Here is a 25,416-nt window from a genome sequence, read left to right as displayed (position 1 = left end):
CTTGGCCTGTTCCCATTCCTCGGGTGGGTCGAACGTGCCGTGATTGAGGACCGCAACTGTCCGCAAGTGTTCGTACGGTGTTCTCGGTGGGTGGGGAAGCCGCCGCATCGAGAGCCGATGAGAGGCCGACGAGAGGCCTTCGACCAGCAGGCCTACGGCCTCGCGCTCGCCGCCGACCGGCCCGGAGAGGACCCGTTCCAGCCGGCCGACGCCCTGCACGGCGACCCGGTGGCCGAGCTGGACAAGGTCCTGGACGCCGTGGCAGGCGCCTATGCGTAGCTGGCCGCCGGCGCCGAGTCCGTGCCGACGCCGCTCGGCCCGCTGCCCCTGCCGCAGGCCGCCGGTGCGGCCGCGCTGGACGCCGCCGTGCACGCCTGGGACATCGCCGTCGCCACCGGTCAGAACGGGCCACTCACGACGGCACTGGCCGCGGGCCTGCGGCCGACCGCCGACCAGCTGGTGCCCGGGCTGCGCGCGTACGGCGTGTTCGCCCCCGCCCTCGCGTCCGGCGGTCCCTCGGACGACGCGGCGGCACTGCTCGCCTTCCTCGGCCGCGACCCGGAGTGGGCGCCCCCGGCATCCTGACCGCGCGGCACATCGGGCCGAGTTCTTCGCCCTCAAGGACCGGGTGTTGCGCCATCCGGCCGAGGGGAAGGGATGCCGAACCTACTGACGTCCGCAGCGGCTGTCGGCCCGCGGCCACGATCCGGTGTCGATCTTCACCGGGTCGCGGCCGCCCGGCTGCGCGACCGGTAGCCGGCGACCTTCGCGAGGTTGCCGCAGCGCTCCATGGAGCACCAGCGCCGCCGCCGGGCCTGGGAGTCGTCGAGGAACAGCAGCGAGCAGTCCGGGTTGCCGCACTCCTTGACGCGCTCCAGCAGCGGGCCGCCGACCAGCAGGACGGCGTCCCGGGCGACCGTCGACAGGGCGGCACGTGCCGGATGGTGTGCCGTCCAGCGCCGGGCGCCCAGCTGGGGCGCGAGGTCGGGCCGGGCGGCGACCTCGTTGACCAGAGCCGCGTCCTGCGGGTCCGGTTCCCGCGCGGCCATCGCCGCCCGCAGGACCCGGTAGACCGCCTCGCGCAGGGCGCGGGCCTCGGTGAGGTCCCGTACGGCCACCGGGACCGGGCCGTCCCCGGCCGCCAGGCCCGCCTCGGCGATCCAGCGGGCCAGGGCGTCGGGATCGGGGATCCGCTCCACGGGCGTGGCGTGCCGCTTGCCGAGCGTGGCCACGAAGTCGAGACAGGGGCGGCCGCCGACGAAAGGGAAGGCGAGCGCGGGGTCGGTCGGCGTGGTCATGGCATCAGCCTAGCGTGCGACACCGTTTCATGGGGTGTCTTGACACCGGTTGAAGCGGTGTCGCATGGTGACACCACTTCAACCGGTGTCCGCAGTGGGTGCCGGAGGGTTCCGAGCAGGGTGGGTGTGTCATGCGTGCGGTGCGGATCGAGGAGTTCGGCGGGCCCGAGGTGCTGGTGCCGGTGGAGGTACCGGACCCGGTGCCCGGCCCCGGACAGGTGCTCATCAGGGTCGCGGCGGCGGGCGTGAACCGCGCGGACGCGCTGCTGCGCGCCGGTTCCTACCATCGGGCGGGCCGGCCTCCGCTGATCCCCGGCGCGGAGGCGGCCGGCACCGTCGCCGCCGTGGGGGAGGGGGTGACCGGACTACGCGCCGGGCAGCGGGTGATGGCCCTCGACGGCATCGACTCGCCCGGCTTCTACGCCGAGTTGGCCGCCGTGTCCGCCACGCATGTGGTCGCGGTGCCCGACGGGCTGGACCTCACGACGGCGGCGACCCTGCCCATCGCCTGGCTCTCCGCCTGGTACTGCCTGCTCCGCCTGGCCAGGGTCGCCGAGGGGGATACGGTCGTGGTCAAGGCCGCGGCGAGCGGGGTCGGCAGCGCGGCCGTCCAGATCGCCGCCCGGGCCGGAGCCCGCGTCATCGCCCTCGCCGGATCGGCCGAAAAGGCGGCCTGGGCGGGGGAGTTCGGGGCCGCCGACGTCGTCGACACCTCGCGGTACGCCGACGAGGGCGAGGTCGAGGAGGTGCTGCGGCTGACCGGCGGGCGTGGCGCCGACATCGTCCTCGACACCGTAGGCGGCCCGGCCCTCGGGCGGAGCCTGCGCGAGACCGCGCACGGCGGCCGGGTCGTCTCCCTCGCCAACGTGGCCCTGGAGCCGAGCACCCTCGACACCCGCGACTTCTACCCGAAGAACATCGCGATCCTCGGCTTCCAGCTCACCAACCGGCAGATCCACGGCTACGACCCGCGCCCCGACCTGCGCGAACTCGCCGAGCGCGTGGCCGCGGGCGACTACCGGGTGCCGGTCGAGACCGTGCTGCCGCTCGAACGGGCGCGGGTCGCGCACGAGCGGCTGGAGAGCCGGGACAACCGGGGCAAGATCGTGCTCACCGTGGAGTGAACGGCACCCTCACGCGTACAGCTTGTCGATGAACGCGGACAGATTGCCCGTCGTACGGGCGATCTGCTCCTGCGTCGTCAGGGTCTCCTCGAACCGGGCACCGGACTCCGGCACCTTCCTGCCCCGCACATACAGCGAACACGCCAGGTCGGTGCACATGTACAGGCCGACCGAGTTGCCCTCGCGGCCCGCCGCCCCCGCCTTCCGCGCCGCCATCAGCGTCACGCCGCCACCGGGATGCGTGGTGAGACACACCGAGCACATGCTGCGGTGCAGAAACCCGCGCTGAGCCGCCTGGAAACGCAGGGTCACGCCGACGAGCCGGTCGTCCCGTTCGGTGACCAGATAGCTGCGGTCGGGTGCCCCCGGATCCCGCCAGCCGAGGAAGTCCAGGTCGTCCCAAGGGCGTTCACCGAGGTCCCGCGGCACCGCCAGTCGCTTGGCCTCCCCCTTGGAGCAGTTGATGAAGGAGTTACGGATGTCCTGCTCGGTGAGCGATCTCATGGGGGAGTCCTTCTGGAGGCGTCATTCATCGGCATGCGCCGATGGAACCTAATAGGTCTAGGTTCATGGCTAGCCTAGGTAGTCATGGGGAGGGTGGGCCAATGGATTTCTTTGAGTCCCCCGGCCGCTGCCTATCCCTCCTCCGCCGTCCTCGCCTCCGGTGGCCACACCCCCGGTCTCAGGACGCCCAACGCGTAGGCGCGGGCGACCAGTTCGGTGCGGTTGGACGCGTTCCAGCGGGCCGACAGGCGCCGTAGGTGGTAGGTGACGCCGTCCTTGCTGAGGCCCAGTTCGCGGGCGGCGCCGGCCGTGGTGGCGCCGCCGGCCAGCAGGGCCAGCACCCGGCCCTCCACCGGTGTGACCCGCGCCGGCTCCGGCTCGGGCGGCGCGCACTCGCCCCGCACCCGCAGCATCACCAGCAGGGCCGGCGTCTCGTCCACACTGTCGCTGACCGGGTCCGCCGTCAGCTCCCCGAACCGCTCGGTCCCGCCGGGCCCCTGCCAGCGCACCGACACCTGGTACCGCGAGCGGTGCCGCAGCCGCAGCGCCTGGGCGATCCGCTCCACCTGAGTGGCCTCCTGCGGACGGAACAGCTCCAGCACGTCCCGGCCGCGCAGCCCGCCCGGCGTCGTACCGCACTCCGCCGCCATCGCGGGATTGGCCAGCACCACCCGGCCATGCACATCGCACACCGCGACCGGCACCGACACCCGGTCGAAGACCATCAGGGCCCGGTTGCGCCACACGACCCCGTCGGCCCGCCGCAGGTCCATGCCCACCTCCCGAAGTGCCGAGCCACCCCCTCATCCAAGACGAAGATCCAGGTCAGCGGCAAACCTGGCGGGGGACCCTGGAATGCGGCGCCGTGCTCGGGACCCGCGGTCGGCGCAAGCCCCGTGAGCAACTTTTGACTGCGCGATCGTGTAGTGCCGGGGCGCCGCTCCGCGCCGCCGCTCGCCCACTCTGGAGCGCAGTACTCGGTTACCGCGAAAGGCAGTTGTCGCGCCATGCCCCCCACCGCACTGCACCCCGATCCGGCCGGAACCCTGCCCGGCGTCCCGGTCGTCGACATCACCGCCACCGGTCCCGGCCGCACCCCTCTCCAGCAGATCATGGGCCTGATGCGCACGCACGGCCCGGTGCTCGTGCGCCGGCTGCACGGCCGGGACGCGCTGTTCGTCGCCGACGCCGACCTGGTCGCGGACCTCGCCGACGAGGAGCGCTTCGCCAAGCACATCGGGCCCGCGCTGGAGAACGTGCGCGCCTTCGCCGCCGACGGCCTGTTCACGGCGTACAACGACGAACCCAACTGGGCCAAGGCGCACGAGATCCTGATGCCCGCCTTCGCGCTCGGCTCGATGCGCACCTACCACCCGGTGATGCTCAGGGTGGCCCGCCGGCTCGTCGACTCCTGGGACCGCGCGGCGCACGCCGGGCAGCCCGTCGACGTAGCGGACGATATGACCCGCATGACCCTCGACACCATCGGCCTGGCCGGGTTCGGCTACGACTTCGGCTCCTTCGAGCGCGGTGAACCGCACCCCTTCGTGGAGTCGATGGTCCGCTGCCTGGAGTGGAGCATGACCCGGCTGGCCCGCACTCCGGGACAGGACTGCACCGCCGCCGACGCGGCCTTCCGGGGCGACGCCGACTACCTCGCCGGAGTCGTGGACGACGTCATCGCCTCCCGCACCGGCACCGACCAGAGCGGTGCCGAGGACCTGCTCGGCCTGATGCTCAGCGCGCCGCACCCGGCCGAAGGCACCACCCTGGACGCCGCCAACATCCGCAACCAGGTCATCACCTTCCTGATCGCCGGCCACGAGACGACCTCCGGCGCCATGTCCTTCGCCCTGTACTACCTCGCCAAGCACCCCGCCGTGCTCCGGCTGGTGCAGCGCGAGGCCGACGCGCTGTGGGGCGACACCGCCGACCCGGAGCCGACGTACGACGAGATCGGCCGGCTCACCTACACCCGGCAGGTCCTCAACGAGGCGCTCAGGCTGTGGCCGACGGCCGCCGCCTTCGCCCGGCACGCCCGCGAGGACACCCTGCTCGGCGGCCGGATCCCGCTCGCCGCCGGCCAGGCCGTCACCGTGCTCACCCCGATGCTGCACCGGCAGCCCGTGTGGGGCGACAACCCGGAGCTGTTCGACCCCGAGCGGTTCACCGCCGAGGCGGAGGCGGCCCGCCCGGTGCACGCCTTCAAGCCCTTCGGCACCGGCGAACGCGCCTGTATCGGGCGGCAGTTCGCGCTGCACGAGGCGACCATGCTGCTCGCCATGCTGGTCCACCGCTACCGGCTGCACGACCACGCCGACTACCGGCTCACGGTGAAGGAGACCCTCACCCTCAAGCCCGAGGGCTTCACCCTCACGCTCACCCCGCGCACCTGCGCCGACCGCGCGCACGCCCCGCTGCCCGGCGCCGCGCGCCCGCACGAGGACGGCGCCCCGGCCCCTGACACGCTGCCCGCCCGGGTCCGCCCCGGCACCGGCGTCCTCTTCCTGCACGGCAGCAACTACGGCACCTGCCGCGCCTTTGCCGCCCAGCTCGCCGACGAGGTCGCCGCCGTCGGCTGCGCCACCGAGGTCGCCGCCCTGGACGCATACGCCCAGGGACTGCCCGCCGACCGGGCCGTCGTCATCACCGCCGCCTCCTACAACGGCCGCCCCACCGACGACGCCGGCGCCTTCACCGCGTGGCTCGACGGCACGCCCGACCTCACCGGTGTGACCTACGCCGTCCTCGGCGTCGGCGACCGCAACTGGGCCGCCACCTACCAGCAGGTCCCCACCCGCATCGACGCCCGCCTCGCCGAACTCGGCGCCACCCGGCTGACCGACCGCGCCGCCGCCGACGCCTCCGGCGATCTCACCGGCACGGTCCGGGAGTTCACGGCCTGGCTGCGCACCGCTCTCCTCACGGAGTACGGCGACCCGGACGCCCTGCCGGGCACCTCCACCGAACCCGCACACGCCTACGAGGTCCGCACCCTGAGCGGCGGCCCGCTCGACGCCGTCGCCGCCCGGCACGAACTGGTCCCGATGACCGTGACCGAGGCGTACGACCTGACCGCGTCGGGATACCCGCGCACCAAGCGTTTTCTGCGCATCGCGCTGCCCGAGGGCGTCACCTACCGCACCGCCGACCACCTGACCGTCCTGCCCGCCAACGCCCCGGACCTGGTGGACCGCGCCACCGTCGCGTTCGGTCTCGACCCCGATGCCGTCCTGGACATCCGGGCCACCCGTCCGCGCCGCGACCGCCTCGCCGTGGACCGTCCGCTGACCGTACGCCACCTCCTGACGCACCACGTCGAGTTGCAGGAACGGCCGACGCCCCGGCAGCTGGCCCTGCTCGCCGAGGCCAACCCCTGCCCGCCCGAGCGCGCCGCGCTCGCCGCCCTGACCGGGGACGATCCGCGCACCCTGGTGGAGCTGGCCGAGGACCACCCCGCCCTGCGCGGCGCCCTCGGCTGGCCGCTGCTGCTCGATCTGCTGACCCCGCTGCGGCCCCGCCACTACTCGGTCTCCTCCTCGCCGGCCGTCGACCCGGGCCACGTGGACCTCATGGTCTCCGTCCTCGACGCCCCATCCCTCCCCCACTCTCGACTGCGCTCGAGCGGGGGGACCCCCATCGGCCGTGGCCGCTACCGGGGCACGGGCTCCGGCCACCTCGCCTCCCTCAAGCCCGGTGACACGCTCCACGCCCGGATCCAGCCCTGCCGCGAGGCATTCCGGATCGACGGCTCGGCACCGGTCGTGATGGTCGCCGCCGGCACCGGGCTCGCCCCGTTCCGCGGTGCCGTCGCCGACCGCGCGGCAGCCCGCGCCCGAGGAGCCGAACTCCCGCCCGCGCTGCTGTACTTCGGCTGCGACGCGCCCGACGCCGACTTCCTGCACGCCGGGGAACTGCGGGCCGCCGAGGCGGCCGGCGCGGTCTCGCTGCGCCCGGCCTTCAGCGCCGCCCCCGTGCACGGCGCCGCCTTCGTGCAGCACCGCATCGCCGCCGAGGCCGACGAGGTCTGGGAGCTGCTGGAGTCCGGCGCCCGGGTGTACGTCTGCGGCGACGGCGCCCGGATGGCACCCGGCGTCCGCGAGGCGTTCCGCACGCTGTACCGGGAGCGCACCCCCGGCGGCGACGAGACGGCGGCCGGGCAGTGGCTCGACGCGCTGGTGGCGGACGGGCGTTACGTGGAGGACGTCTACGCGGCGGGCTGAGCGGCACATCGAACACGCCCCGCGCCCCTCGCGGCGCGGGGCGGATCCGGTTCCGCTTAGCTCATATCGTGAACTAAGGCATGGGAGAATGTCGCATGCCGACTGCTCGAAGGGGTATGTTGCAGGTCGGGCAGGGTTCGTGAAGGGAGCCGCATGGCGGGGCGGAACGGGCGCACGGTACGCGACCTCAGGCGGGGCAACCGCACGGCCGTGCTGCAGAAACTGTACTTCGACGGCCCGCTGAGCCGCTTCGAGCTGGGCCCGGCCACCGGCCTGAGCTCCGGCTCGGTCAGCAACGTGGTCGCCGACCTGATCGCCGACGGCCTGGTCGAGGAGGCCGGCAGCGTCGACTCCGACGGCGGCCGGCCCCGCACCCTTCTGCGCGTCGCCCCGGACAGCGGACAGATGATCGGCGTCGACGTCGGCGAGACCCGGGTCCGCGTCGAGCTGTTCGACCTGGCCCTGACGGAACTCGCGCGCACCGAGCGCCGGCTGGCCCCGCAGGGCTACGACGTCGAGGTGATCGCCGGTCACATCCGCGACGGCATCGCCGAGGTCCTCGGCGCCCAGCAGGCCGCGCCCGAGCGGCTCCTCGGCGTCGGCGTCGGTGTCCCCGGCATCGTCGAGCACACCCCGGACCAGGGTGCCGTCGTCCACGGGCAGACCATCGGCTGGGACGCGGTCCCGCTGGAGCGGCTGCTCCGCTCGGCCTCACAACTCCCCGACCGGATCCCGTACTTCATCGACAACGGCGCCAAGACCCTGGGCCAGGCGGAGATGTGGTTCGGCGCGGGACGCGGCGCCCGCAACGCCGTGGTCGTGCTCTTCGGCTCCGGCGTCGGCGCCTGCGTGGTCACACCCGAGGTGGAGAACGGGCGGGCGGTCGAGTGGGGGCACCTGACGGTACGGGTGCGCGGGCGCCGCTGCCGGTGCGGTGCGCCCGGCTGCCTCGAGGCCTACGCGGGCGCGGAGTCGTTGCTCGCCCGCTGGCGGGAGGCGGGCGGCCGGCCGCCCGAGGGCACCGACGAGGAGACCGCGCTCACCGCGATGCTCGCCGCCGCCTATCCGGCCCGAGGCGGCGAGCCCGACCCGGTCGCGCTGTCCGTCCTGGAGGAGACCGCCGAGTATCTCGGCGCCGGTCTGTCCGACCTGATCAACCTCTTCCAGCCCGAGCGGATCCTGATCGGCGGCTGGGCCGGGCTCCAGCTGGGTGCGCGCTTCCTGCCCGCCGTACGCCGGCACGCGACGACGTACGCGCTGCGCCATCCGGCCGACAGGGTGACCATCGACCTCGGCCGGCTCGGCCCGGACGCGGTCACCGTCGGCGCGGCGATCCTGCCGCTGGCCGACTTCTTCGCCGGCGGGGGGCGCCGCCCGGAACCCATCACCGAGGACCGGCTGCCGGCGTGGCGGGCGGCACTGCGGCAACGGGCGCCGCGCTGAGGCCTGCCGTGCCGTGGCACCGCCGTCGTGCCGGCCGATCGTCGTCCGAGCCGGGCCCGGTGCTGACGGCCCCCGCCGTCCGCCGCCTACGCGGGCGGTTCGTCCGGGGCCGGGTGTTCCGGATGGACCGTCCCCGACCGCGGCGCGCCGCGCGGGCCCGTGCCGGCCTCGTCCGTGTCGGGTACGTCGTCGGGCGGGGCCGAGTCGTCCTCGGGCGGGCGGCCCGCCGCGACCTCCCACGGATCCTCGCCGGCGCCCGCCTGCTGGTCCGGCATGTCCCTCGGTACGGGCCCCGGGCCCGGCTTCCGGCCCGGCTCAGGGTCTTGTCGTGCGGCCATGGTGTACTCCCCTCGGCCCGTGCGCACGGCGCGCGTCAGCCGACCTTGCGTCCGCGCAACGGCTCGGTGTCCATCCCCGCGCCCTGCTGCAGCCCGTCCAGGAACTCCTGGACCACCTCGGTCGCCGTACGCCGCGGCTGCCAGCCCAGCTCGGTGCGGGCCCGGCCGCAGTCCATCAGCGGCAGCCGCAGCACGGCGTCGAACAGGTGCGGTGAGGCCGGCAGCAGACGCAGCCCCCAGGCCGCGGCGATCGCCGACCGGGCCGCCGTACGCGGCAGCCGTAGCGGACGGCTGCCCAGCAGTCCGGCGAGTACCCCGGCGTCGAGCGGCGGGTCGGCGGCGAGGTTGAAGGCGCCCCGCGCGCCGGCCGAGCCCACCGCGAGCCGGTAGGCCTCCGCGGCGTCGTCCGTGTGCAGGGCCTGCACCCGGAGCCCCGGGACGTCCGGCAGGAACGGCAGCAGCTCCGGCCGGGCCAGCGGACCCGGCAGGAACCGCCCGCCGAAGATCCGCCGTTGCTCGCTCGCCGACTGCCGCTTGAACAGGAACGCCGGCCGCATCCGCACCACCCGCACCTCCGGATGGTCGCGCTCGAACACGTCCAGCGCGCGCTCCAGATAGGCCTTCTCCCGGCAGTACGCGGCGCCCGGCCAGCCGTGCGTCGGCCAGGACTCGTCCACCGCGTGGTCCTTCGGGCCCGGCGAGTACGCGCCCACGGAGGAGGCGTGCACCAGCACCGGCACCCGCGCCGCGGCCACTGCCTCGAACATCCGGATGCCGCCGAGCACGTTGGTCCGCCAGGTGGCCGCCGGATCGTGCGTCGGCTGGAACGCCCAGGCCAGATGGATCACCGCGTCCGCGCCCTCGCACCGCTGCGCGAGGTTCGCCTCGTCGGAGGCGATGTCGACCGCGGACCACTCGGTCTTCGGCGGCGACCACTCGGGCGTACGCCGGGCCAGTCCGCGCACCGACCTGATCCCGGGGTCCGACGCGAGCAGCCGTACGACACTCGTGCCGACATTGCCGGTCGCGCCCGTGACGACGACCCTGCTGCCCGCTGCGCTGCTCACCCGCGCCTCCTCTCGGTCCCCGGCTCGGCGGACGGCCGGGTACCCGGGCCCGGGCCCGCGCACACCCGGCCATGACGTGACAGGTAATCGACCCGTGCGCGGGATCCGGGCAGCATCGAGGACGTCAGCGCGACCGAGCCGAGTCGCACCTGATCCGGACAGCCCGAGGAGGCACCCATGCCGTACTACGAGAGCCCCGTCGACGGCACCCGTCTGCACTACGTCGACCACGGCCCCGCGACCGGGCCCGTCGCCGTCTTCGTCGCCAGTGCGTATGTGGGCCACGAGATGTGGGAGTACCAGATGCTGCCCCTCGCGGAGGCCGGTTACCGCTGCGTAGCCCTGGACCGCCGCGGCCACGGCCGCTCCGACGACACCTGGTCCGGCTACGACCTCGACACCCTCGCCGACGACCTGAACGGTCTGCTCGACCACCTCGACCTGCGCGAGGTCACCCTGATCGGCCACTCGGTCGGCACCGGCGAGGTGGTCCGCTGCGTGAGCCGCCACGGCCTCGCCCGCGTGGCCCGGCTCGCCCTCGTCGCGGGAGTCGCCCCCGGGGTCGTCCGCTCGCCGGGCACCCCGGACGGCCTGGACCCGGAGGCCGTACGGGCCGACGACGAGGTGTTCCGGCGGGACCGGGCCGCGTACTTCACCGCCCTGGCCGACGATTTCTTCGCCGTCCACCTGCCCGGCAACCAGATGTCCCCGCCCTACGTCCGCTACCTGATCGACCGCTGCCTGAGCGCCACCCCGCGTGCCGCGAACGGCGTCCGGGCCGTGGTGGCCGCCCTGGATCTCGCCGCCGAGCTGCCCGCACTGGACCTCCCGGTGCTGGTCGTGCACGGCACCCACGACACCTCCGCACCGCTGGCGCTCACGGGTGAGCGCGCGGCCCGGCTGGTCCCGGACGGCACCCTGAAGGTGTACGAGAACGGGGGGCACGGACTGTTCGCCACGCATGCCGCACGGCTCACCGCCGACCTGCGGGAGTTCATCGAGGCGGGGACCGGCCGCACCGCCGAGCTGGCCGGTGCCGGAGCCGTCGGCCGGTGGGCATGAGAAAGCCCCGGCCGTGACGGGGGAATCACGACCGGGGCGGCCAGGTGGTGGGCACGGATGGCGGTCGCCTCTCGGCGAAAGGCTCCACGGGGCTTCAGCCGAACGGTCGTCCCCGTGGGCAAAAGGTGAGGCCCGGGGACACTGTCCCATCCACACCCACGGCTTGTTCAACGGACAACTACCCGGTGGTGTTCCAGCCGGTCATGTGACCTGCACCACTCTCGGTGGTGTTCAGCTCCCGGCAGGTCAGGAAGCCGTCGCGCGAGCCGGGAGACGGCCCTCGCGGGTCCAGGCCAGCAGCTCGTCGGCGGACCAGGTGGTCACCACCCGCTCGGCGGGCACCCCGCACTCCTCGGCCCGGGCGCAGCCGAGGATCTGCCAGTCCAGCTGGCCGGGCGCGTGCGCATCGGTGTCGACGGAGAACAACACCCCCGCGTCCACGGCCCGGCGCAGCAGCCGGCGGGGCGGGTCGAGCCGCTCGGGCCGGCTGTTGATCTCCACGGCCGTACCGGACTCGGCACAGGCGGCGAACACCGCGTCGGCGTCGAACTCCGACTCCGGCCGCCCCCGGCCCGTCACCAGGCGCCCCGTGCAGTGCCCGAGGACGTCGGCGTGCGGATCCCGTACGGCGGCCACCATCCGGCGGGTCATCGAGCGGGCGTCCATCCGCAGCTTGGAGTGCACGGACACCACGACCACGTCCAGCCGCTCCAGCAGCCCGGGCTCCTGGTCCAGCGAGCCGTCCTCGAGGATGTCGCACTCGATGCCGGTGAGCAGCCGGAACGGCGCCCACCGCGCGTTCAGCTCCGCCACCGCCTCCAGCTGCTCACGCAACCGCTCCGGCGACAGGCCGCGGGCCACGGTCAGCCGCGGGGAGTGATCGGTGAGGGCGGTCCACTCGTGCCCGAGCGTGATCGCCGCCCGCCCCATCTCCTCGATCGGGCTGCCCCCGTCGGACCAGTCCGAATGGGTGTGACAGTCCCCGCGGAGCAGCGCCCGCAACCCGGCGCCGGAGCCCTCGGCGGGCGCGGTCCCGCTCTCCTCCTCCAGCCTGCGCAGATAGCCCGGCACCTCCCCGGCCAGCGCCTCCCGCACCACCTGCGCGGTCTTCGGCCCGACCCCCTTCAGTGCCTCCAGGGTCCCGGCGGCCGCCCGCTCGGCAACCTCACCCTCGGGCAACGCGGCCAGCGCCCGCGAGGCGGTACGGAAGGCCTTCACCCGGTAGGTGGGCGCGAGCGACCGCTCCAGCAGGAAGGCGATCCGGTCGAGAGCGGCCACGGGATCCATGCAACCAAGGTTGCCCCAGGCGCCCCGGAGGGGCGCGGGGGACTGCACATCTCGTTGCCGACCGATGCGTTCTACGCTCTATTGCATGACCGAACAAGCAGCTCCCCACATCTCCCATCCGCGGATCCTGGTGCTCGGAGTGTGCCCGGGCAAGCCCGGCGAGCGGCCCTTCCGGATCATGGAGATCGACGGTCAGGTGATCGGTGAGGCCAGGACCGTCACCGACGTACTGGAGGCCGCCGCCTCGTACGGCATCACCATCCACGACATGGACGACCCCGACGTGGTCCGCTGGGTCGGCGGGGACAAGTACACCTGGACGCTGCACTGAGCGAGGGGCGGCTCAGCCGACCGTCCACTTCTGGTTGGCGCCGCCCGTGCACGTCCAGATCTGCAGGCGCGTGCCGTTGGCCGAGTTGTTCCCGGTGACGTCGAGGCACTTGTTCGCCTGCGGGTTGACGATGTCGTGCGCCCCGGTGACGGTCCACTTCTGGTTCGGGCCGCCGGTGCAGTCCCACAGCTGGACCGTCGAGCCGTCCGCCGTGCCGTTGCCCGTGACGTCCAGGCACTTGCCGAGTGCCCGGAGCGTGCCGTCCGAGCCCACCGTCCACTGTTGCGCGGCCGTGCCGTTGCAGTCGTACAGCTGCACCGGTGTGCCGTTCGCGGAGTTCGCGCCGGCCACGTCCACGCACTTGCCGGCCAGACCGCGTATCGGCACCCCGGTCGCGCTGTCGCTCGTCGTCACCGACACCGAGTCCACCACCAGCTGCTGGGGGAACCGGGTGCTGCCGTCCGGGTCGCCGGGCCAGTAGCCGCCCACGGCCAGGTTGAGGATCAGGAAGAACGGCTTGTTGTCGAACACCCAGGTCTTGCCGCCGAGGTCGGCGGGCGTACGCCGCTCGTAGACGTTCCCGTCCACGGACCAGGTGATCGAGCCGGGTGCCCAGTCGACGGCGAAGGTGTGGAAGGCGTCCGCGAAGGCCTGGCCGCCCGGCAGGGTGTAGGCCGCGCCGATGCCGCCGGAGCCGGAGTAGCCGGGGCCGTGGATGGTGCCGTGCACGGTGGAGGGTTCGAAGCCGACGTTCTCCATCACGTCGATCTCGCCCGAGTCCGGCCAGTTCACGGGCGTGCCGAGCATCCAGAACGCCGGCCACATGCCCTGCCCGCGCGGGATCTTCATCCGCGCCTCGACGTGCCCGTACTGGGCGTTGAACCTGCCGGCCGTGTTCAGCCGGGCGGAGGTGTACTGACAGGGGCCGTACCAGCACTGGTAGCCGGCCGGGTTCTCCTTGCGGGCCGTGATCACCAGGTGGCCCTGGCCGTCCAGGGCCGCGTTGTTCGTCCCCGGGGTGTAGTACTCCCGCTCGTGGTTGTTGACGTTGTCGCCGGTCTCCAGATTCCACTTCGAGGAGTCGACGGCGGAGCCGGCCGGCCCGTCGAAGTTGTCGGAGAAGGTGCTGACGGTCGCCGCCGCCGGCGCGGCGTCCTGGGCCCGTCCCGGGCCGACGGCGGCGGAACCGACCAGTGCGGCGGACAGGGCGGCGAGGAGGCATCTGCGGAGCAGACGTGGGGAGACCATGGCTCTCCGTTCGGGGTGGGGGGTGTGATGCCTCTTGATTTAAGGAGTGAGAAAAGAGGTCGTCAATACTCCGGTACGGACCTGTTGTTGACGATCCATCAGAGGGCTACTCCGATCACGGGATCCCTCGAAGGGTCAACTTCCCCGCTCCGCAGGCCGGTTGCCCGGCAACCGGCCCGGGATGCCGCAGCCCGGTCGGCTCCGGGCGCACGGCGGGGTTTGCGTTCACGCTCCCGGGGCACTCCGGCTGCGGACCAGCGTGCCGCCACCCCTCCATGGGCCCGGCGGTGCTTGGATGCCCCGAGCGGCGCGTCGGGCACATCGCCGCGCATCTGTACAGAGCGGACCGAGGAGGCGGCCGATGAACCGGCGTACGGCCCCGCGTACCGCTCTCCGCGCCATCGGTGAACTCCTCGCCTGGTGGGGGGCGCTGGCGCTGCTGTGGCTGGTCTTCATCACCTCGGTCGACACCCTGGAACGCATCGTCGGGTCCGGCGCCGCGGCCGTCGGGGCGCTGCTGGCGCGGGCCGGCCGGCGGGCGGTGACCTGGCGGTGAACGGCTGGATCCTCGCGGCGACCGTCGAACTCGGCGGGGGAGGGGCGGCGGCCCTGTGGGGCGCCACCACCGGAACCCCGGCCCGCCGGGTCGTCGCCCAGAACATGACCACCTCGGCCCTGTGCCCCGCCTTGCTGCTGCTCTCCCAGGGCTACGCACGCCCGTCCTACGTCGACCTCGCCCTCCTGCTCGCCCTGCTCGGCCCCGTCGGCACACTCGTCTTCGCCCGGCTCCTCTCCGACGACCTGGAAGGCGAGCGGCCCAGCGCCTGGGGGCTGACCTGGACCGCTGCCGGCCTCGGCGCGGCAGTAGTGGCCGCCGTCTCCACGGCCACCGGCCCGGGCCGCGCCATGGCGAAACTCCTGGTCATCGGCGCCCTCCTGATCACCGGCAACGTCATCGCCTCACGCGCCCTGTCGGGCGGATTCCGGGGGGTGCGGGGTGGCTGACATGCACTCGGTCGCCCGGGCGGCCACGGAGCCCGGAGGGCGGCTGCGGGGATGTGCGGCGCCTGAGGTAGGTGCGGGACGGCTACGGGAATGTGAGGCGGCCGATGCGCTTGCGGGTGAGGTGCGGGGGCGTGCCGTGCCCGCCGTCCCCATGGGACGGCTACCGGGATCCACGGTGGGCCGGTCACAGGCATGCGCGGTGCCTGAAGTGCCCGCAGGCCGGCCGCAGCGGCGTCCGGTACCTCAACTGCGTGCGCGCCGGCTGTACGGGCGTGCGGTGTCCGAAGCGCGTGGGCGCCGGTTGCGGGGGATGGTGGCGGCCGATGCGCCTGCGGGGCGGTTGCCGGGGTGTGCGGTGCCCGCAGGGTGTGTGGGTCGGTTGCCAGGGGCTGCGGCGGCCGAAGCGCGCGCATGCCGGTTGCCGGGAGGCCTGGGGTTCGGTGGGCCCCCGGCGAGGGCGGTGGGGGTGTGGCATGGATGAGGGCGTGATCGTCGTCGCGTTGCTGCTGATGGCTGCCTCCGCCACCGCTGCCGTGGCCCAGCGCGATCCCGCCCGGCAGGCGCTGGTGCTGTCTGTGCTCGGGGCCGTGCTGGCCGTGCTGTTCACCGTGCTCCAGGCGCCGGACGTCGGTCTGTCCCAGCTGGCCGTCGGCTCCGCGCTCACCCCGCTGCTGATCATGCTGAGCGTGCGCAAGGTCAGACGCCGAGGCCGCTCGAAGGACGGTGCGAAGTGAACCGGCTCCGGCTCGCCCTGCTGGCGGCCGGCGGCACCGGGCTCGCCGCGCTGCTCGTCGCCGCCTGTCTCGACCTGCCCGGCTTCGGCGGCAGCAGCCACCCCTACGGCACCCGGGCCGTGCACGCCTCCCTCACCCGGCGCACCGCCAACACCATCGCCTCCGTCAACTTCGACCAGCGCGCCTACGACACCCTCGGCGAGATGAGCATCCTGTTCGCCGCCGTCCTCGGCTGCGTGGTGCTGCTCCGCCAGGCCCGCGACGAGCACCGGGCACAGCCGGAACCGGCCGAGGTGGCCCGGCCGGTCCGCCGCTACGCCCTGATCGTGCTGCCCGTCGCCCTGATCACCGGCCTCTACGTCATCGCGCACGGCCAGCTCAGCCCCGGCGGCGGCTTCCAGGGCGGCGTCGTCGCCGCGACCGCCCTGCACCTGCTCTACCTCGGCGCCGACTACCGCGCACTCGAACGCGTCCGCCCGATCGCCGTCTACGAGACGTCCGACGCGCTCGCCGTATCCGCCTACCTCCTGCTGGGCATCGCCGCGGTCCTGGCCGGCACCGCGTTCCTGGCCAACACGCTGCTGCCGTACGGCACCTTCAACACCCTGTCCTCCGGCGGCACCGTCCCCCTGCTGAACGCGGCCGTCGGCGTCGAGGTGGCGAGCGCGGTCGTCGTCCTGCTCGCCCACTTCCTCGACCAGGCCGTCGAGATCGAGGAGGAAGACGGGAGCCGATGACCGCCGTGATGCACGTCCTTCCCTATATGATCGCCGCCTACATCTTCCTGACCGGCTGTTACGGCCTCGCCACCAGCCGCAACCTCATCCACGCCGTGGGCTGTCTGGCTGTCTGCCAGTCCTCCACGTACGTGCTGCTGCTGGCCGTCGGCTACCAGGACGGCGCCACCGCCCCCGTCTTCTCCGATCTGAAACCCGGTTCCCGGCCGGTGGTCGACCCGGTCGTGCAGGCACTCACCCTCACCGACATCGTCGTCGGCGCCACCGTCACCGCGCTGCTGCTCGCGCTCGTCCTGCAGATCGCCAAACGGCACGGCACGGTGGACCCCGACGAACTGCGGGAGCTGCGCGGCTGATGCACCGCCTGCTCCCGTTGCTCCCCGCGATCCCCCTGCTCGGCGCCGCCCTGCTGGTGGCCACCGGCAGCCGTCTGCCCCGGATCGCCGCCGAGATCACCGGCTACGCCGTCTCCGGCGGTACCGCCGCCCTCACGCTCGTACTGCTGCTGAACTCCTCGCCGCCGATGGTCGAATGGGTCGGCGGCTGGCTGCCCGTCGGCGGTGAGAGCGTCGGCATCGTCGTCGTCGGCGACGGCCCCGCGCTCGGCATGGCCACGCTGGCCTCGCTGCTGACACTGGCCGCCCTCGCCTACTCCTGGCGCTACTTCGACGAACCCCCGCGCGGTCACCCCGGCGCCTTCACCGCGCTGATGCTGGTCTCCCAGGGCGCCATGTGCGGGTTCGCCATCGCCGGCGACCTGTTCAACGCCTTCGTGTTCTTCGAGCTGATGAGCGTGGTGGCCTACGCCCTCACCGGCTACCGCATCGACGAGGCGAAGGCCGTACAGGGCGCGCTGACCTTCGGTGTCGTCAACTCCCTCGGGGCGTATGCGCTGCTGATGGGCATCGGCCTGCTGTACGCCCGTACCGGCGAGCTGGCCATGGCGAAGATCGGGCGCGGACTCGACACGGCGGCGGGCCACGGCGGACCGGACGCGCTGGTCCTCGCCTCCTTCGTGCTGGTGCTGACCGGGCTGCTGGTGAAGGCGGCCGCCGTCCCCTTCCACTTCTGGCTGCCGGACGCGCACGCCGTCGCCCCCACGCCGGTCTGCATGCTGCTGTCCGGCGTGATGGTCGAACTCGGCGCCTACGGCGTCTGGCGGGTGTACGGCTCCGTCTTCGCCGGACCCGGCGGCATCCCCGCCGCCGACCTGACCCGGGCCCTGGTGACCCTCGGCACCCTCACGGCCGTGACCGGTGCCGTCATGTGCTGGTACCAGCGGCACATCAAACGGCTCCTGGCCTACTCCACCATCGCCCACACCGGCCTGTTCCTCGTGGGCCTCGGCGTCCTCACCCCGGAGGGCGACGACGGGGTCGCCCTGTACATCCTGGGGCACGCCGGGGTGAAGGCCGCGCTGTTTGCCTGCGCGGGGGTGCTGCTCGACCGCTACGGCTGCGTCGACGAGCACGCCCTGCACGGCCGGGCCCGTGAACTGCGCGCCACCGCCGTGATGTTCGCCGTGGGCGCCCTCGGCCTCGCCGGTCTGCCCCCGTTCGGTACGGCGCTCGGCAAGGCGGTCACCGAGGAGGCGGTCGGGGCCCCGCTCACCGTGGTGTACGTGGCCGCCTCAGCGATCACCGCCGGTGCCGTCCTGCGCGTCACCGCACGGGTGTTCCTGGGCCTCGGGCCGCGCCCCGAGGACGCCGACTCCGACCTCGAGACCAGCGGATCCGAGGAGGAACCCGAGACGACCGGCCCGCTGAGCCGGATCCCGGACACCATGACGACGGTGCCCGCCGTGCTCCTCGCCGCCGCCCTCGCCGTCGGCGTGGCGCCCGGCTTCGGCGGCCTGGTCGCCCGCTCCGTCAACGAGGCCGGATCGGGCGGCGCCCACGCCGCTGTGCAGTGGACGGCGCACGGCGTACTGCTGGGCCTGGCCTCCACCGCGCTGGCCGTGGCCCTCGCCGGCCTCGCCGTGACCCGCCCGGACTGGACCGCCGCTCCCGACTGGGCCCGCCCCCTGCGACGACTGCAGTCCGGCCACGTCGGCGACTACGTGGCCTGGCTGCTGGTGGGCGCCACCGTGCTGGGCGCGCTTGCCCTGCCGGGTGTGCTCGGCGGCTGATCGGACTTCCGGCGGACGTACGGGACGAAGGTCAACGCGCCGCGCGGGGCCGTGCGGCCGGCGCTGCCGCCGTACGACGGGCCGACCGGCGGGTTCTCCTCCTGGGACGGGACGCCGATGCCCTGGTGAGCCGTGTGCCGCCAGTAGCATGACGGCCCACAGCCCGTGACGATTCTGCGAGGAGCGGATCGTGCGAGACATCGCCGTCTTCAGCGGCAGCGCCCATCCCGACCTGGCCCACGAGGTCTGCGCCCACCTCGGGGTCCCGCTGCGCCCGACCCAGGTCAGCCGGTTCGCCAACGACTGTCTGGGGGTGCAGCTTCAGGCCAACTGCCGGGAACGGGACGTCTTCCTGATCCAGCCGCTGGTCCGGCCGGTGCAGGAGCACCTGGTGGAGCTGCTGCTGATGTGCGACGCCGCCCGGGGCGCCTCCGCGGCCCGGATCACCGTCGTCATGCCCCACTACTCCTACGCCCGCTCCGACAAGAAGGACGCCCCGCGCATCTCCATCGGCGGCCGGCTGGTCGCCGACCTGCTCGTGGCGGCGGGCGCGAGCCGCGTGCTCGCCATGACCCTGCACTCCCCACAGGTGCACGGCTTCTTCTCGGTGCCGGTCGACCACCTGAACGCCCTGCGCGAACTCGCCGCGCACTTCCGCCAGTACGACCTGACGCGCACCACCGTCGTCTCACCGGACCTCGGCAACGCCAAGGAGGCCGCCGCCTTCGCCCGGCTGATCGGCGCCCCGGTGGCGGCGGGCGCCAAACAGCGGTTCGCGGACGACCGGGTGAGTATCAGCTCCGTCATCGGCGATGTCACCGGCCGGGACGTCATCGTGCTGGACGACGAGATCGCCAAGGGCAGCACCGTGCTGGAACTCCTCGGCCGCCTGCGCGAGTTGGGCGCCGGGTCGGTCCGGGTGGCGTGCACGCACGGGCTGTTCGCGGCCGGTGCGCTGAAGCGGCTGAGCGAGCAGCCGGACGTGCTGGAGATCGTCTGCACCAACACCGTTCCGCTCCCCCTGGAGGAGGAGCACACCGACAAGCTGCGCGTGCTCTCCATCGCCCCGGCGCTCGCCGAGGCGGTACGGCGCATTCACAACGGTGAATCGGTGAGCGCCCTGTTCGAGCAGTCGTGAGGTGAGCGACTCACAGTGAGCCGGACGCGGCCTCGGACCGGGCCAGGGCCGCGTCCAGCGTGGGGTGCGGGGGCAGCAGCCGGGACAGACCGGTGACCCGGAAGACGCGCAGGGTCAGCGGGTGCGTGCACACCACGTGCAGCTGCCCACCGCCGTCCAGCACCCGGGCGCGGGCCCGGTACAGCAGCCGCAGCCCCGAGCAGTCGAAGAACGTCACCGGCCGCAGGTCGACGACGACCCGGACGCCGGGCCGGCCGGTGACCCGGTCCAGCGACGGGCCGATCTCCGTCGCCGAGACCAGGTCGATCTCGCCCCGCAGCTCCAGGACCGTGTGCGCCCGGTGCTCGTACGCACGGAGGTGACGGGTGAGTGGTGCTGGCTCGTCCCGCACGACGGCTTCACCTCCCACCCGCGCCCGGACGTCGGTCTCCCGATCGTCAAGTTACCCTCGATGGAAGGAATTTGAGCATGTTCGATTGACATATGTCTTCGAGTTTGAGGCGTGACGACCGGTATCCCTGCTCAAACGGCCGGGTGCTGATGCTCAGTCGACCAGAAGGACCAGCTTCCCGATCGTCCGTCCGGTGTCGCCCACTTCGTGCGCCTTCGCCGCGTCTGCCAGCGGGAACGTCCCGGCGATCGTCGCCTTCAGCTTCCTCGACTCCACCAGCTCCGCGATCTTCTCCATCCCCGCCCGGTCCGCGTCCACCAGCATCCGCACGGCCCGTACGCCGAGCCGCTCGGCCTCGTCGTAGAACTCCTGCGAGCCTCCCGGCAGGATCGACACCACGACACCGCCCGGCCGCAGCACCTTCAGCGACGCGACGGACGTGTCCCCGCCGAGCGTGTCCAGGACCACGTCGACGTCCCGCACCGCCTCGGTGACCTCGGTCGTCCGGTAGTCGATCGGCTCGTCCACGCCGATCTCCCGCAGGAAGTCGTGCTTGCCCGCGCTCGCCGTGCCGATCACATACGCGCCGCGCGCCTTGGCGATCTGCACGGCCACGTGCCCGACCCCGCCGGCCGCCGCGTGGATCAGCACCCGCTGCCCGGGCCGTACGTCCGCGTGCTCGGTCAGCGCCTGCCAGGCGGTCAGGGACACCAGCGGCAGCGCGCCCGCCTGGGTGTGGTCGATCGAGGCCGGCTTGTGCGTCAGGGCGCGGACCGGGACGATCACATACTCGGCGTGCGAGCCGTGGCCGTAGGGGTAGGGAACCATGCCGAAGACCTCGTCGCCGGGCTCGAAGGCGGCCACGCCGATCCCGGTCTCGGCGACCTCGCCGGAGACGTCCCAGCCGAGGACGAACGGCGGTCCGCCCAGGAAGCCGCCGGTGGCCCGGTGCTTCCAGTCGGTGGGGTTGACCCCGGCGGCCCGCACCCGGACCAGCACCTGGTTGGGGCCCGGCTTCGGCCGCTCCACCCGCACTTCCCGCAGAACCTCGGGACCGCCGAGGACGTCCTGGCTGATGGCTCGCATCGTGTTCTCATCGCTCATGGTCACCCAGCCTGCCGGGCGCCACCCGCCCGGGAAATGGCATGAATGCCAAGCTCCGATAGGATCGTGCCATGCGTGGCATGCCGAAAACGAAACCGGAGCGGGTGGTCGTCCTGGCCCTCGACGGCGCCTACCCCTTCGAGCTGGGCATCCCCAGCCGCATCCTCGGCGCCGCCGACGGCCGCTACGAGGTACTGACCTGCACGGTCGACGGCCGGCCGGTGCGCACCAGCGCCGACTTCACGATCGGTGTGGAGCACGGCCCCGAGATCCTCGAGACGGCGGGCACGGTGGTGGTCACCTCGATGCCGCCCGCGTACATCCCCGCGGAGCTGCCGGACGAGGTCGCCGCTGCCCTTGCCCGGATCCGCCCGGACGCGCGGATCGTCTCGATCTGCACGGCCGCCTTCGTGCTCGCCGAGGCCGGCCTGCTCGACGGCCGCCGGGCGACCACGCACTGGCAGGTGGCCGACGGGTTCCGCCGCCGCTTCCCGCGCGTGGACCTCGATCCGGACGTCCTCTTCGTCGACGACGGTCGCATTCTCACCTCCGCCGGCGCCGCCTCCGGTGTGGACATCTGCCTGCACATCGTCCGCACCGACCACGGCAGCGAGCTCGCCAACTCCGTCGCCCGCCGCTGTGTCGTCCCGCCGTTCCGGGACGGCGGCCAGGCCCAGTACATCGAGCAGCCGGTCCCGGTCAGCGGGGTGGCGAGCACGGCCGCGACCCGGGCCTGGGCCCTGGCGCGCCTGGACGAGCCGCTCACCCTGACCGACCTCGCCGGCCACGCCCGGATGAGCCTGCGCACCTTCGCCCGCCGCTTCAACGACGAGGTCGGCCTCAGCCCCGGCCGCTGGCTGATCCAGCAGCGCGTCGCCCGCGCCCGGCACCTGCTGGAGTCCAGCGACCTGCCGGTCGACCGGATCGCCGCCGAGGTCGGCTTCGCCACCGGCGCCTCGCTGCGCCAGCACCTGCACGCGGCGATCGGCGTGTCACCGCAGGCGTACCGCCGCACGTTCCAGCAGACCCACTGAAGGCGCGGGCGGATCGATCGCCACGGGCGGCTACGGACGTCACCCGGCGCCGTACACCCGCTCACCCCCCACATAGGTGAGCGCCACGGCCGTCTCCGCGATCTCCTCCGGCGGCCCGGCGAACGGGTTGCGGTCCAGCACCACCAGATCGGCGAGCGCGCCGACGGCCACCCGGCCGGTGTCGTCCAGATGGTTCACGTACGCCGATCCGGCCGTGTACGCCGTCAGCGCGTCCGTGAGAGTGAGCCGCTCCTGCGGCAGGAACACCGGTCCGGTGCCGCCCGGCTCGACCCGGTTGACCGCGACATGGATGCCCTGCAGCGGATCGGGGCTGCTCACCGGCCAGTCGCTGCCCGCCGCGAGCCGCGCCCCGGACCGCAGCAGCGCCCCGAAGGGGTACTGCCACGCGGCCCTCCGCGCCCCGAGGAAGGGGATCGTCAGCTCGTCCATCTGCGGCTCGTGCGCGGCCCACAGCGGTTGGATGTTCGCGGTGGCGCCGAGCCGCGCGAACCGGGGGACGTCGTCCGGGTGCACGACCTGGAGGTGGGCGAGGTGCGGCCGGGTGTCGCCGGGCCCGTTCGCGGCGCGGGCCGCCTCGACCGCGTCCAGCGCGTCGCGTACGGCCCGGTCGCCCAGCGCGTGGAAGTGACACTGGAAACCGAGGGCGTCCAACTCGGTGACGTACTTGGGTAGTTGGGCCGGGTCGATGAAGCTCTTGCCGTGGTTGGCGGTCGCGCACCCGCACTTGTCCAGATAGGGGTCGAGCAGCGCGGCCGTACCGTTCTCGGCGACCCCGTCCAGCATCAGCTTCACCGTGCCCGCCCGGAACCGGCCATGGCTCAACGCCGCCCGCTTCTCCACGAGTTCGGGGATCTGCTCGGCCCCGCGCTCCCGGTCCCACCACAGCGCGCCCACGACCCGCGCGGTGAGCGAACCGTCCCGCGCCGCCGTGAGATACGCCCCGGCCGGGTCGTCCATGCCGAGGAAGTCACCGACCAGCGCGTCCTGCCAGGCGGTGATGCCGAGCGTGTGCAGATGCCGCTGGGCGTGCAGCAGCGCGGCCAGCCGGTCGGCCTGGGTGGCGGGTGGGGTGAGCCGGCCGACCAGCTGCATCGCACCCTCCTGGAGCGTGCCGCTCGGCTCCCCGGCGGCATTCCGCTCGATCCGCCCGTCAGCCGGGTCGGGCGTGTCCCGGTCGATGCCGGCCAACTCGAGCGCCCGGCTGTTGACCCAGGCGCCGTGGTGGTCCCGGTTCGGCAGATACACCGGCCGGTCCGGTACCACCGCGTCCAGCAGCTCCTTCGTCGGCGTACCGCCCGCGAACGCCTCCATCGACCACCCGCCGCCCAGGATCCACTCCCGCTCCGGACGGGCGTCGGCGTACGCCCGTACGGCGGCCACGGTCTCCTCGGCCGTCGTCGCGGCGGACAGATCGCACTGGGCCAGCTCCAGGCCCGCCGGCACCGGATGGACGTGCGCGTCCTGGAAGCCGGGCAGCAGCAGCCGTCCGGCGAGGTCTACCACCTGCGTGCGCGGGCCGGCCAGGTCCCGCAGCTCGTCCCCGCCGACGGCGGTGACACGGCCGCCCGTGACGGCCACGGCGGTCGCGGTACGGCCCTCGGGCGTGAGGACGGGGCCGCCGGTGAACAGCAGATCAGCGTGCATGATGCCTTTCCTGGTCGGTCAGTTGGAGGTGGTGAGCAGCTCGGGCGCGTCGGCGTCGGTGCCCGCGCCGGTGCGGAAGTAGGGCGACCTGCGCACCCACTTCGCCCACGCGGCCACCGCGAACCCGGACGCGATCATCGCGACCGGCATCAGCAGCAGGAACCAGCCGTTGTCCGCGCGGAGTTCCAGATGGTCGGCGGAGTCGTAGAAGGACCAGCCGAGGTAGCCGCCGAGGCCCAGCAGGGCCAGCGCGCTGAGCGTGGGCAGCAGCACCGCCCGGACACCCTGCCGCCAGTCCTCCCGCAGCAGGGCGCGGAAACGTACGGCCGCCGCGAGTGCGGTCAGCGCGTAGGACAGGGCGACGACGATGCCGACCGCGTTCACGATCGCGTCGATCATGTCGGCGAGCCGCGGGATCACCAGCGCGCCCGCCGCCACCACGACGGCCAGCGCCCCGATCAGCAGCGTCCCGGCCGCCGGAGTCCCGTACCGGGTACTGATCCTGGACCACACCGGTCCGAGGGTATGGTCCCGGCTCATCGCGAACATCCCGCGCGCCGTCGGGATGACCCCGGCCTGCAGCGAGGCCACCGCCGAGAACATCAGGGCGACCAGCGGCAGCGCCGCCAGCGGCCGGTCGGCCAGCCGGTCCCCGTAGTACGCGAGGCCCTGCGCGCCATGACCCGCCAACTCACCCTGAGAAAGCACCCGTTGGAAGGCGACCGAACCCAGCAGGAACAGTCCGAGCATCGTCACCAGGGTGATGGTCCCGGCCCGGGAGGCGTCCCGGGGGTCGCGCACCTCCTCGTTGACGGTGAACGCCGCCTCGAAACCCCAGTAGCAGAACACCGACAGCAGCAGGCCCTGTGCCAGCGCGGTCGCCGAGGGGATCGCGAACGGGTCGAACCAGGAGAGGCTGAAGGAGTGCGGTCCGGTGACGATGCCGTAGCCGCAGAACGCGAGCAGGACGGCGTACTCGAAGACCAGCAGCCCGGTCTGCAGCCGGGCCGCCGTGCGGACACCGGTCACGGCGGTCAGGGTGACCGCGACCAGGACGACGATCCCCACCGCCGTCGTCTGCGCGGTCGAGCCCGGATCGAGGCCGAGCGAGCCGACCCGGTGCAGACCCGCCTCCCCGGCCAGCTGGAGCAGCGCCGAGCCGGTGACCGCCGTGGTGTAGGCGAGGAAGGCCACGCTCGCCACGAAGTTCACCCAGCCCACCATGAAGCCGAGCCAGGGGCTGAGCGAACGGCCCACCCACACATAGCCGTTGCCCGCGTTCGGCTCCACCCGGTTCAGCCGCGAGTAGGCCCCGGCGATGCCGAGGACGGGCAGGAACGCCAGCAGCATGATGGCCGGCAGATGCGGGCCGACCACCCCCGCGGTCACCCCGAGGCCGATGCCGATGCTGGTCGTGGCGGCCGTACTGGAGGCGGCGACGGCGATGCCGTCCACCACGCTCAGGGACCTGCGCAGCTCGGGCCGCGCAGGGGGATCCACTCCGAGGGGTCTGTCGCTCATGGCCGGTTCTCCGCTCGCACCGCGGGGCCCTGGA

26 protein-coding genes and 1 pseudogene are annotated in these 25,416 nt (G+C 73.2%); 16 read left to right on the top strand and 11 right to left on the bottom strand.

Going from position 1 to position 25,416, the window contains the following annotated elements; genetic code table 11:
- Positions 1-117 precede the first annotated feature (117 nt).
- A complete protein-coding gene (locus ACWC0C_RS26595; RefSeq protein ID WP_450866300.1) occupies positions 118-279 on the top strand; it encodes a hypothetical protein in 162 nt (53 codons plus the stop codon).
- A 21-nt stretch (positions 280-300) separates the two neighbouring features.
- Entirely contained in the window at positions 301-585 is a 285-nt protein-coding gene (locus tag ACWC0C_RS26590; RefSeq protein ID WP_450866299.1) for a hypothetical protein, read from the top strand.
- 134 nt (positions 586-719) lie between these two features.
- Here the strand turns inward: ACWC0C_RS26590 and ACWC0C_RS26585 are convergent, their stop codons facing one another.
- Entirely contained in the window at positions 720-1,298 is a 579-nt protein-coding gene (locus tag ACWC0C_RS26585) for a CGNR zinc finger domain-containing protein (protein WP_450866297.1), read from the bottom strand.
- A 131-nt stretch (positions 1,299-1,429) separates the two neighbouring features.
- Here ACWC0C_RS26585 and ACWC0C_RS26580 point away from each other — a divergent pair, with 131 nt between their 5' ends.
- Positions 1,430-2,422 (top strand): quinone oxidoreductase family protein, encoded by a 993-nt coding sequence (locus tag ACWC0C_RS26580; protein WP_450866296.1) that lies wholly within the window; start codon positions 1,430-1,432, stop codon positions 2,420-2,422.
- Positions 2,423-2,431: 9 nt separating this feature from the next.
- Here ACWC0C_RS26580 and ACWC0C_RS26575 read toward each other — a convergent pair whose 3' ends face one another.
- The gene (locus tag ACWC0C_RS26575) at positions 2,432-2,926 is read right to left on the bottom strand and encodes an FBP domain-containing protein (RefSeq protein WP_449193902.1); all 495 of its coding nucleotides are present in this window, start codon (positions 2,924-2,926) and stop codon (positions 2,432-2,434) included.
- 131 nt (positions 2,927-3,057) lie between these two features.
- Positions 3,058-3,699 carry a PAS domain-containing protein gene (locus tag ACWC0C_RS26570; RefSeq protein ID WP_450866294.1) on the bottom strand — a complete coding sequence of 214 codons (642 nt, stop codon included), beginning with the start codon at positions 3,697-3,699 and terminating at the stop codon, positions 3,058-3,060.
- 234 nt (positions 3,700-3,933) lie between these two features.
- Here ACWC0C_RS26570 and ACWC0C_RS26565 point away from each other — a divergent pair, with 234 nt between their 5' ends.
- Entirely contained in the window at positions 3,934-7,149 is a 3,216-nt protein-coding gene (locus tag ACWC0C_RS26565) for a cytochrome P450 (RefSeq protein ID WP_450866293.1), read from the top strand.
- 153 nt (positions 7,150-7,302) lie between these two features.
- Complete coding sequence (locus ACWC0C_RS26560) at positions 7,303-8,592, top strand: ROK family protein (RefSeq protein WP_449193905.1); 1,290 nt, start codon at positions 7,303-7,305, stop codon at positions 8,590-8,592.
- A gap of 86 nt (positions 8,593-8,678) precedes the next feature.
- Here the strand turns inward: ACWC0C_RS26560 and ACWC0C_RS26555 are convergent, their stop codons facing one another.
- Both ACWC0C_RS26555 and ACWC0C_RS26550 read right to left on the bottom strand, forming a co-directional pair.
- Positions 8,679-8,930, bottom strand: a complete 252-nt coding sequence (locus ACWC0C_RS26555; RefSeq protein WP_449193906.1) for a hypothetical protein — start codon at positions 8,928-8,930, stop codon at positions 8,679-8,681.
- 35 nt (positions 8,931-8,965) lie between these two features.
- The gene (locus tag ACWC0C_RS26550) at positions 8,966-9,997 is read right to left on the bottom strand and encodes an SDR family oxidoreductase (protein WP_450866291.1); all 1,032 of its coding nucleotides are present in this window, start codon (positions 9,995-9,997) and stop codon (positions 8,966-8,968) included.
- 177 nt (positions 9,998-10,174) lie between these two features.
- Here ACWC0C_RS26550 and ACWC0C_RS26545 point away from each other — a divergent pair, with 177 nt between their 5' ends.
- Positions 10,175-11,059: an alpha/beta fold hydrolase gene (locus ACWC0C_RS26545; protein WP_450866289.1), complete on the top strand. Its 885-nt coding sequence runs from the start codon at positions 10,175-10,177 to the stop codon at positions 11,057-11,059.
- A 246-nt stretch (positions 11,060-11,305) separates the two neighbouring features.
- Here the strand turns inward: ACWC0C_RS26545 and ACWC0C_RS26540 are convergent, their stop codons facing one another.
- The gene (locus tag ACWC0C_RS26540; protein WP_450866288.1) at positions 11,306-12,346 is read right to left on the bottom strand and encodes a PHP domain-containing protein; all 1,041 of its coding nucleotides are present in this window, start codon (positions 12,344-12,346) and stop codon (positions 11,306-11,308) included.
- Between the two features lie 85 nt (positions 12,347-12,431).
- On the opposite strand from ACWC0C_RS26540, the gene ACWC0C_RS26535 reads away from it, so the two are divergent.
- On the top strand, positions 12,432-12,677 hold the full coding sequence (locus tag ACWC0C_RS26535; protein ID WP_449193910.1) for a hypothetical protein: 246 nt from the start codon (positions 12,432-12,434) through the stop codon (positions 12,675-12,677).
- Positions 12,678-12,689: 12 nt separating this feature from the next.
- Here the strand turns inward: ACWC0C_RS26535 and ACWC0C_RS26530 are convergent, their stop codons facing one another.
- Entirely contained in the window at positions 12,690-13,925 is a 1,236-nt protein-coding gene (locus tag ACWC0C_RS26530) for a lectin (protein ID WP_450866286.1), read from the bottom strand.
- A 361-nt stretch (positions 13,926-14,286) separates the two neighbouring features.
- Between ACWC0C_RS26530 and ACWC0C_RS26525 the strand changes: the two genes are divergently transcribed.
- The 8 genes and pseudogenes from ACWC0C_RS26525 (at position 14,287) to ACWC0C_RS26490 (ending at position 19,667) form a co-directional block, all read left to right on the top strand.
- On the top strand, positions 14,287-14,481 hold the full coding sequence (locus tag ACWC0C_RS26525) for a hypothetical protein (RefSeq protein ID WP_450866284.1): 195 nt from the start codon (positions 14,287-14,289) through the stop codon (positions 14,479-14,481).
- Entirely contained in the window at positions 14,478-14,930 is a 453-nt protein-coding gene (locus ACWC0C_RS26520; protein WP_450866283.1) for an MrpF/PhaF family protein, read from the top strand. The genes ACWC0C_RS26525 and ACWC0C_RS26520 overlap by 4 nt, the downstream gene beginning before the upstream one ends.
- Positions 14,931-15,403: 473 nt before the next feature.
- On the top strand, positions 15,404-15,664 hold the full coding sequence (locus ACWC0C_RS26515; RefSeq protein WP_450866281.1) for a Na(+)/H(+) antiporter subunit B: 261 nt from the start codon (positions 15,404-15,406) through the stop codon (positions 15,662-15,664).
- Entirely contained in the window at positions 15,661-16,401 is a 741-nt protein-coding gene (locus ACWC0C_RS26510; RefSeq protein ID WP_450866279.1) for an MnhB domain-containing protein, read from the top strand. Before ACWC0C_RS26515 ends, ACWC0C_RS26510 begins: the two co-directional genes overlap by 4 nt.
- A gap of 8 nt (positions 16,402-16,409) precedes the next feature.
- A complete protein-coding gene (locus tag ACWC0C_RS26505) occupies positions 16,410-16,757 on the top strand; it encodes a sodium:proton antiporter (RefSeq protein ID WP_450866415.1) in 348 nt (115 codons plus the stop codon).
- Positions 16,757-18,529: a complex I subunit 5 family protein gene (locus tag ACWC0C_RS26500; RefSeq protein ID WP_450866278.1), complete on the top strand. Its 1,773-nt coding sequence runs from the start codon at positions 16,757-16,759 to the stop codon at positions 18,527-18,529. The genes ACWC0C_RS26505 and ACWC0C_RS26500 overlap by 1 nt, the downstream gene beginning before the upstream one ends.
- Before the next feature lie 36 nt (positions 18,530-18,565).
- Positions 18,566-18,658: pseudogene (locus tag ACWC0C_RS26495) on the top strand (short-chain dehydrogenase); the annotation flags it as partial.
- 61 nt (positions 18,659-18,719) lie between these two features.
- Positions 18,720-19,667 (top strand): ribose-phosphate diphosphokinase, encoded by a 948-nt coding sequence (locus tag ACWC0C_RS26490; RefSeq protein ID WP_449193917.1) that lies wholly within the window; start codon positions 18,720-18,722, stop codon positions 19,665-19,667.
- 10 nt (positions 19,668-19,677) lie between these two features.
- Here the strand turns inward: ACWC0C_RS26490 and ACWC0C_RS26485 are convergent, their stop codons facing one another.
- Both ACWC0C_RS26485 and ACWC0C_RS26480 read right to left on the bottom strand, forming a co-directional pair.
- Entirely contained in the window at positions 19,678-20,058 is a 381-nt protein-coding gene (locus ACWC0C_RS26485; RefSeq protein WP_450866276.1) for an anti-sigma factor antagonist, read from the bottom strand.
- Between the two features lie 153 nt (positions 20,059-20,211).
- Positions 20,212-21,162, bottom strand: coding sequence for an NADP-dependent oxidoreductase (locus ACWC0C_RS26480; RefSeq protein ID WP_450866275.1), 951 nt, complete (start codon positions 21,160-21,162; stop codon positions 20,212-20,214).
- A gap of 71 nt (positions 21,163-21,233) precedes the next feature.
- On the opposite strand from ACWC0C_RS26480, the gene ACWC0C_RS26475 reads away from it, so the two are divergent.
- The gene (locus ACWC0C_RS26475) at positions 21,234-22,196 is read left to right on the top strand and encodes a GlxA family transcriptional regulator (RefSeq protein WP_449193920.1); all 963 of its coding nucleotides are present in this window, start codon (positions 21,234-21,236) and stop codon (positions 22,194-22,196) included.
- Positions 22,197-22,235: 39 nt separating this feature from the next.
- Here the strand turns inward: ACWC0C_RS26475 and ACWC0C_RS26470 are convergent, their stop codons facing one another.
- Positions 22,236-23,861: an amidohydrolase gene (locus ACWC0C_RS26470; RefSeq protein ID WP_450866273.1), complete on the bottom strand. Its 1,626-nt coding sequence runs from the start codon at positions 23,859-23,861 to the stop codon at positions 22,236-22,238.
- 18 nt (positions 23,862-23,879) lie between these two features.
- Entirely contained in the window at positions 23,880-25,382 is a 1,503-nt protein-coding gene (locus ACWC0C_RS26465) for an APC family permease (protein ID WP_450866272.1), read from the bottom strand.
- Positions 25,383-25,416: the final 34 nt, after the last annotated feature.

Source organism: Streptomyces sp. NPDC001709, assembly GCF_053596375.1.
This window is presented reverse-complemented; position numbering and strand designations above follow the sequence as displayed.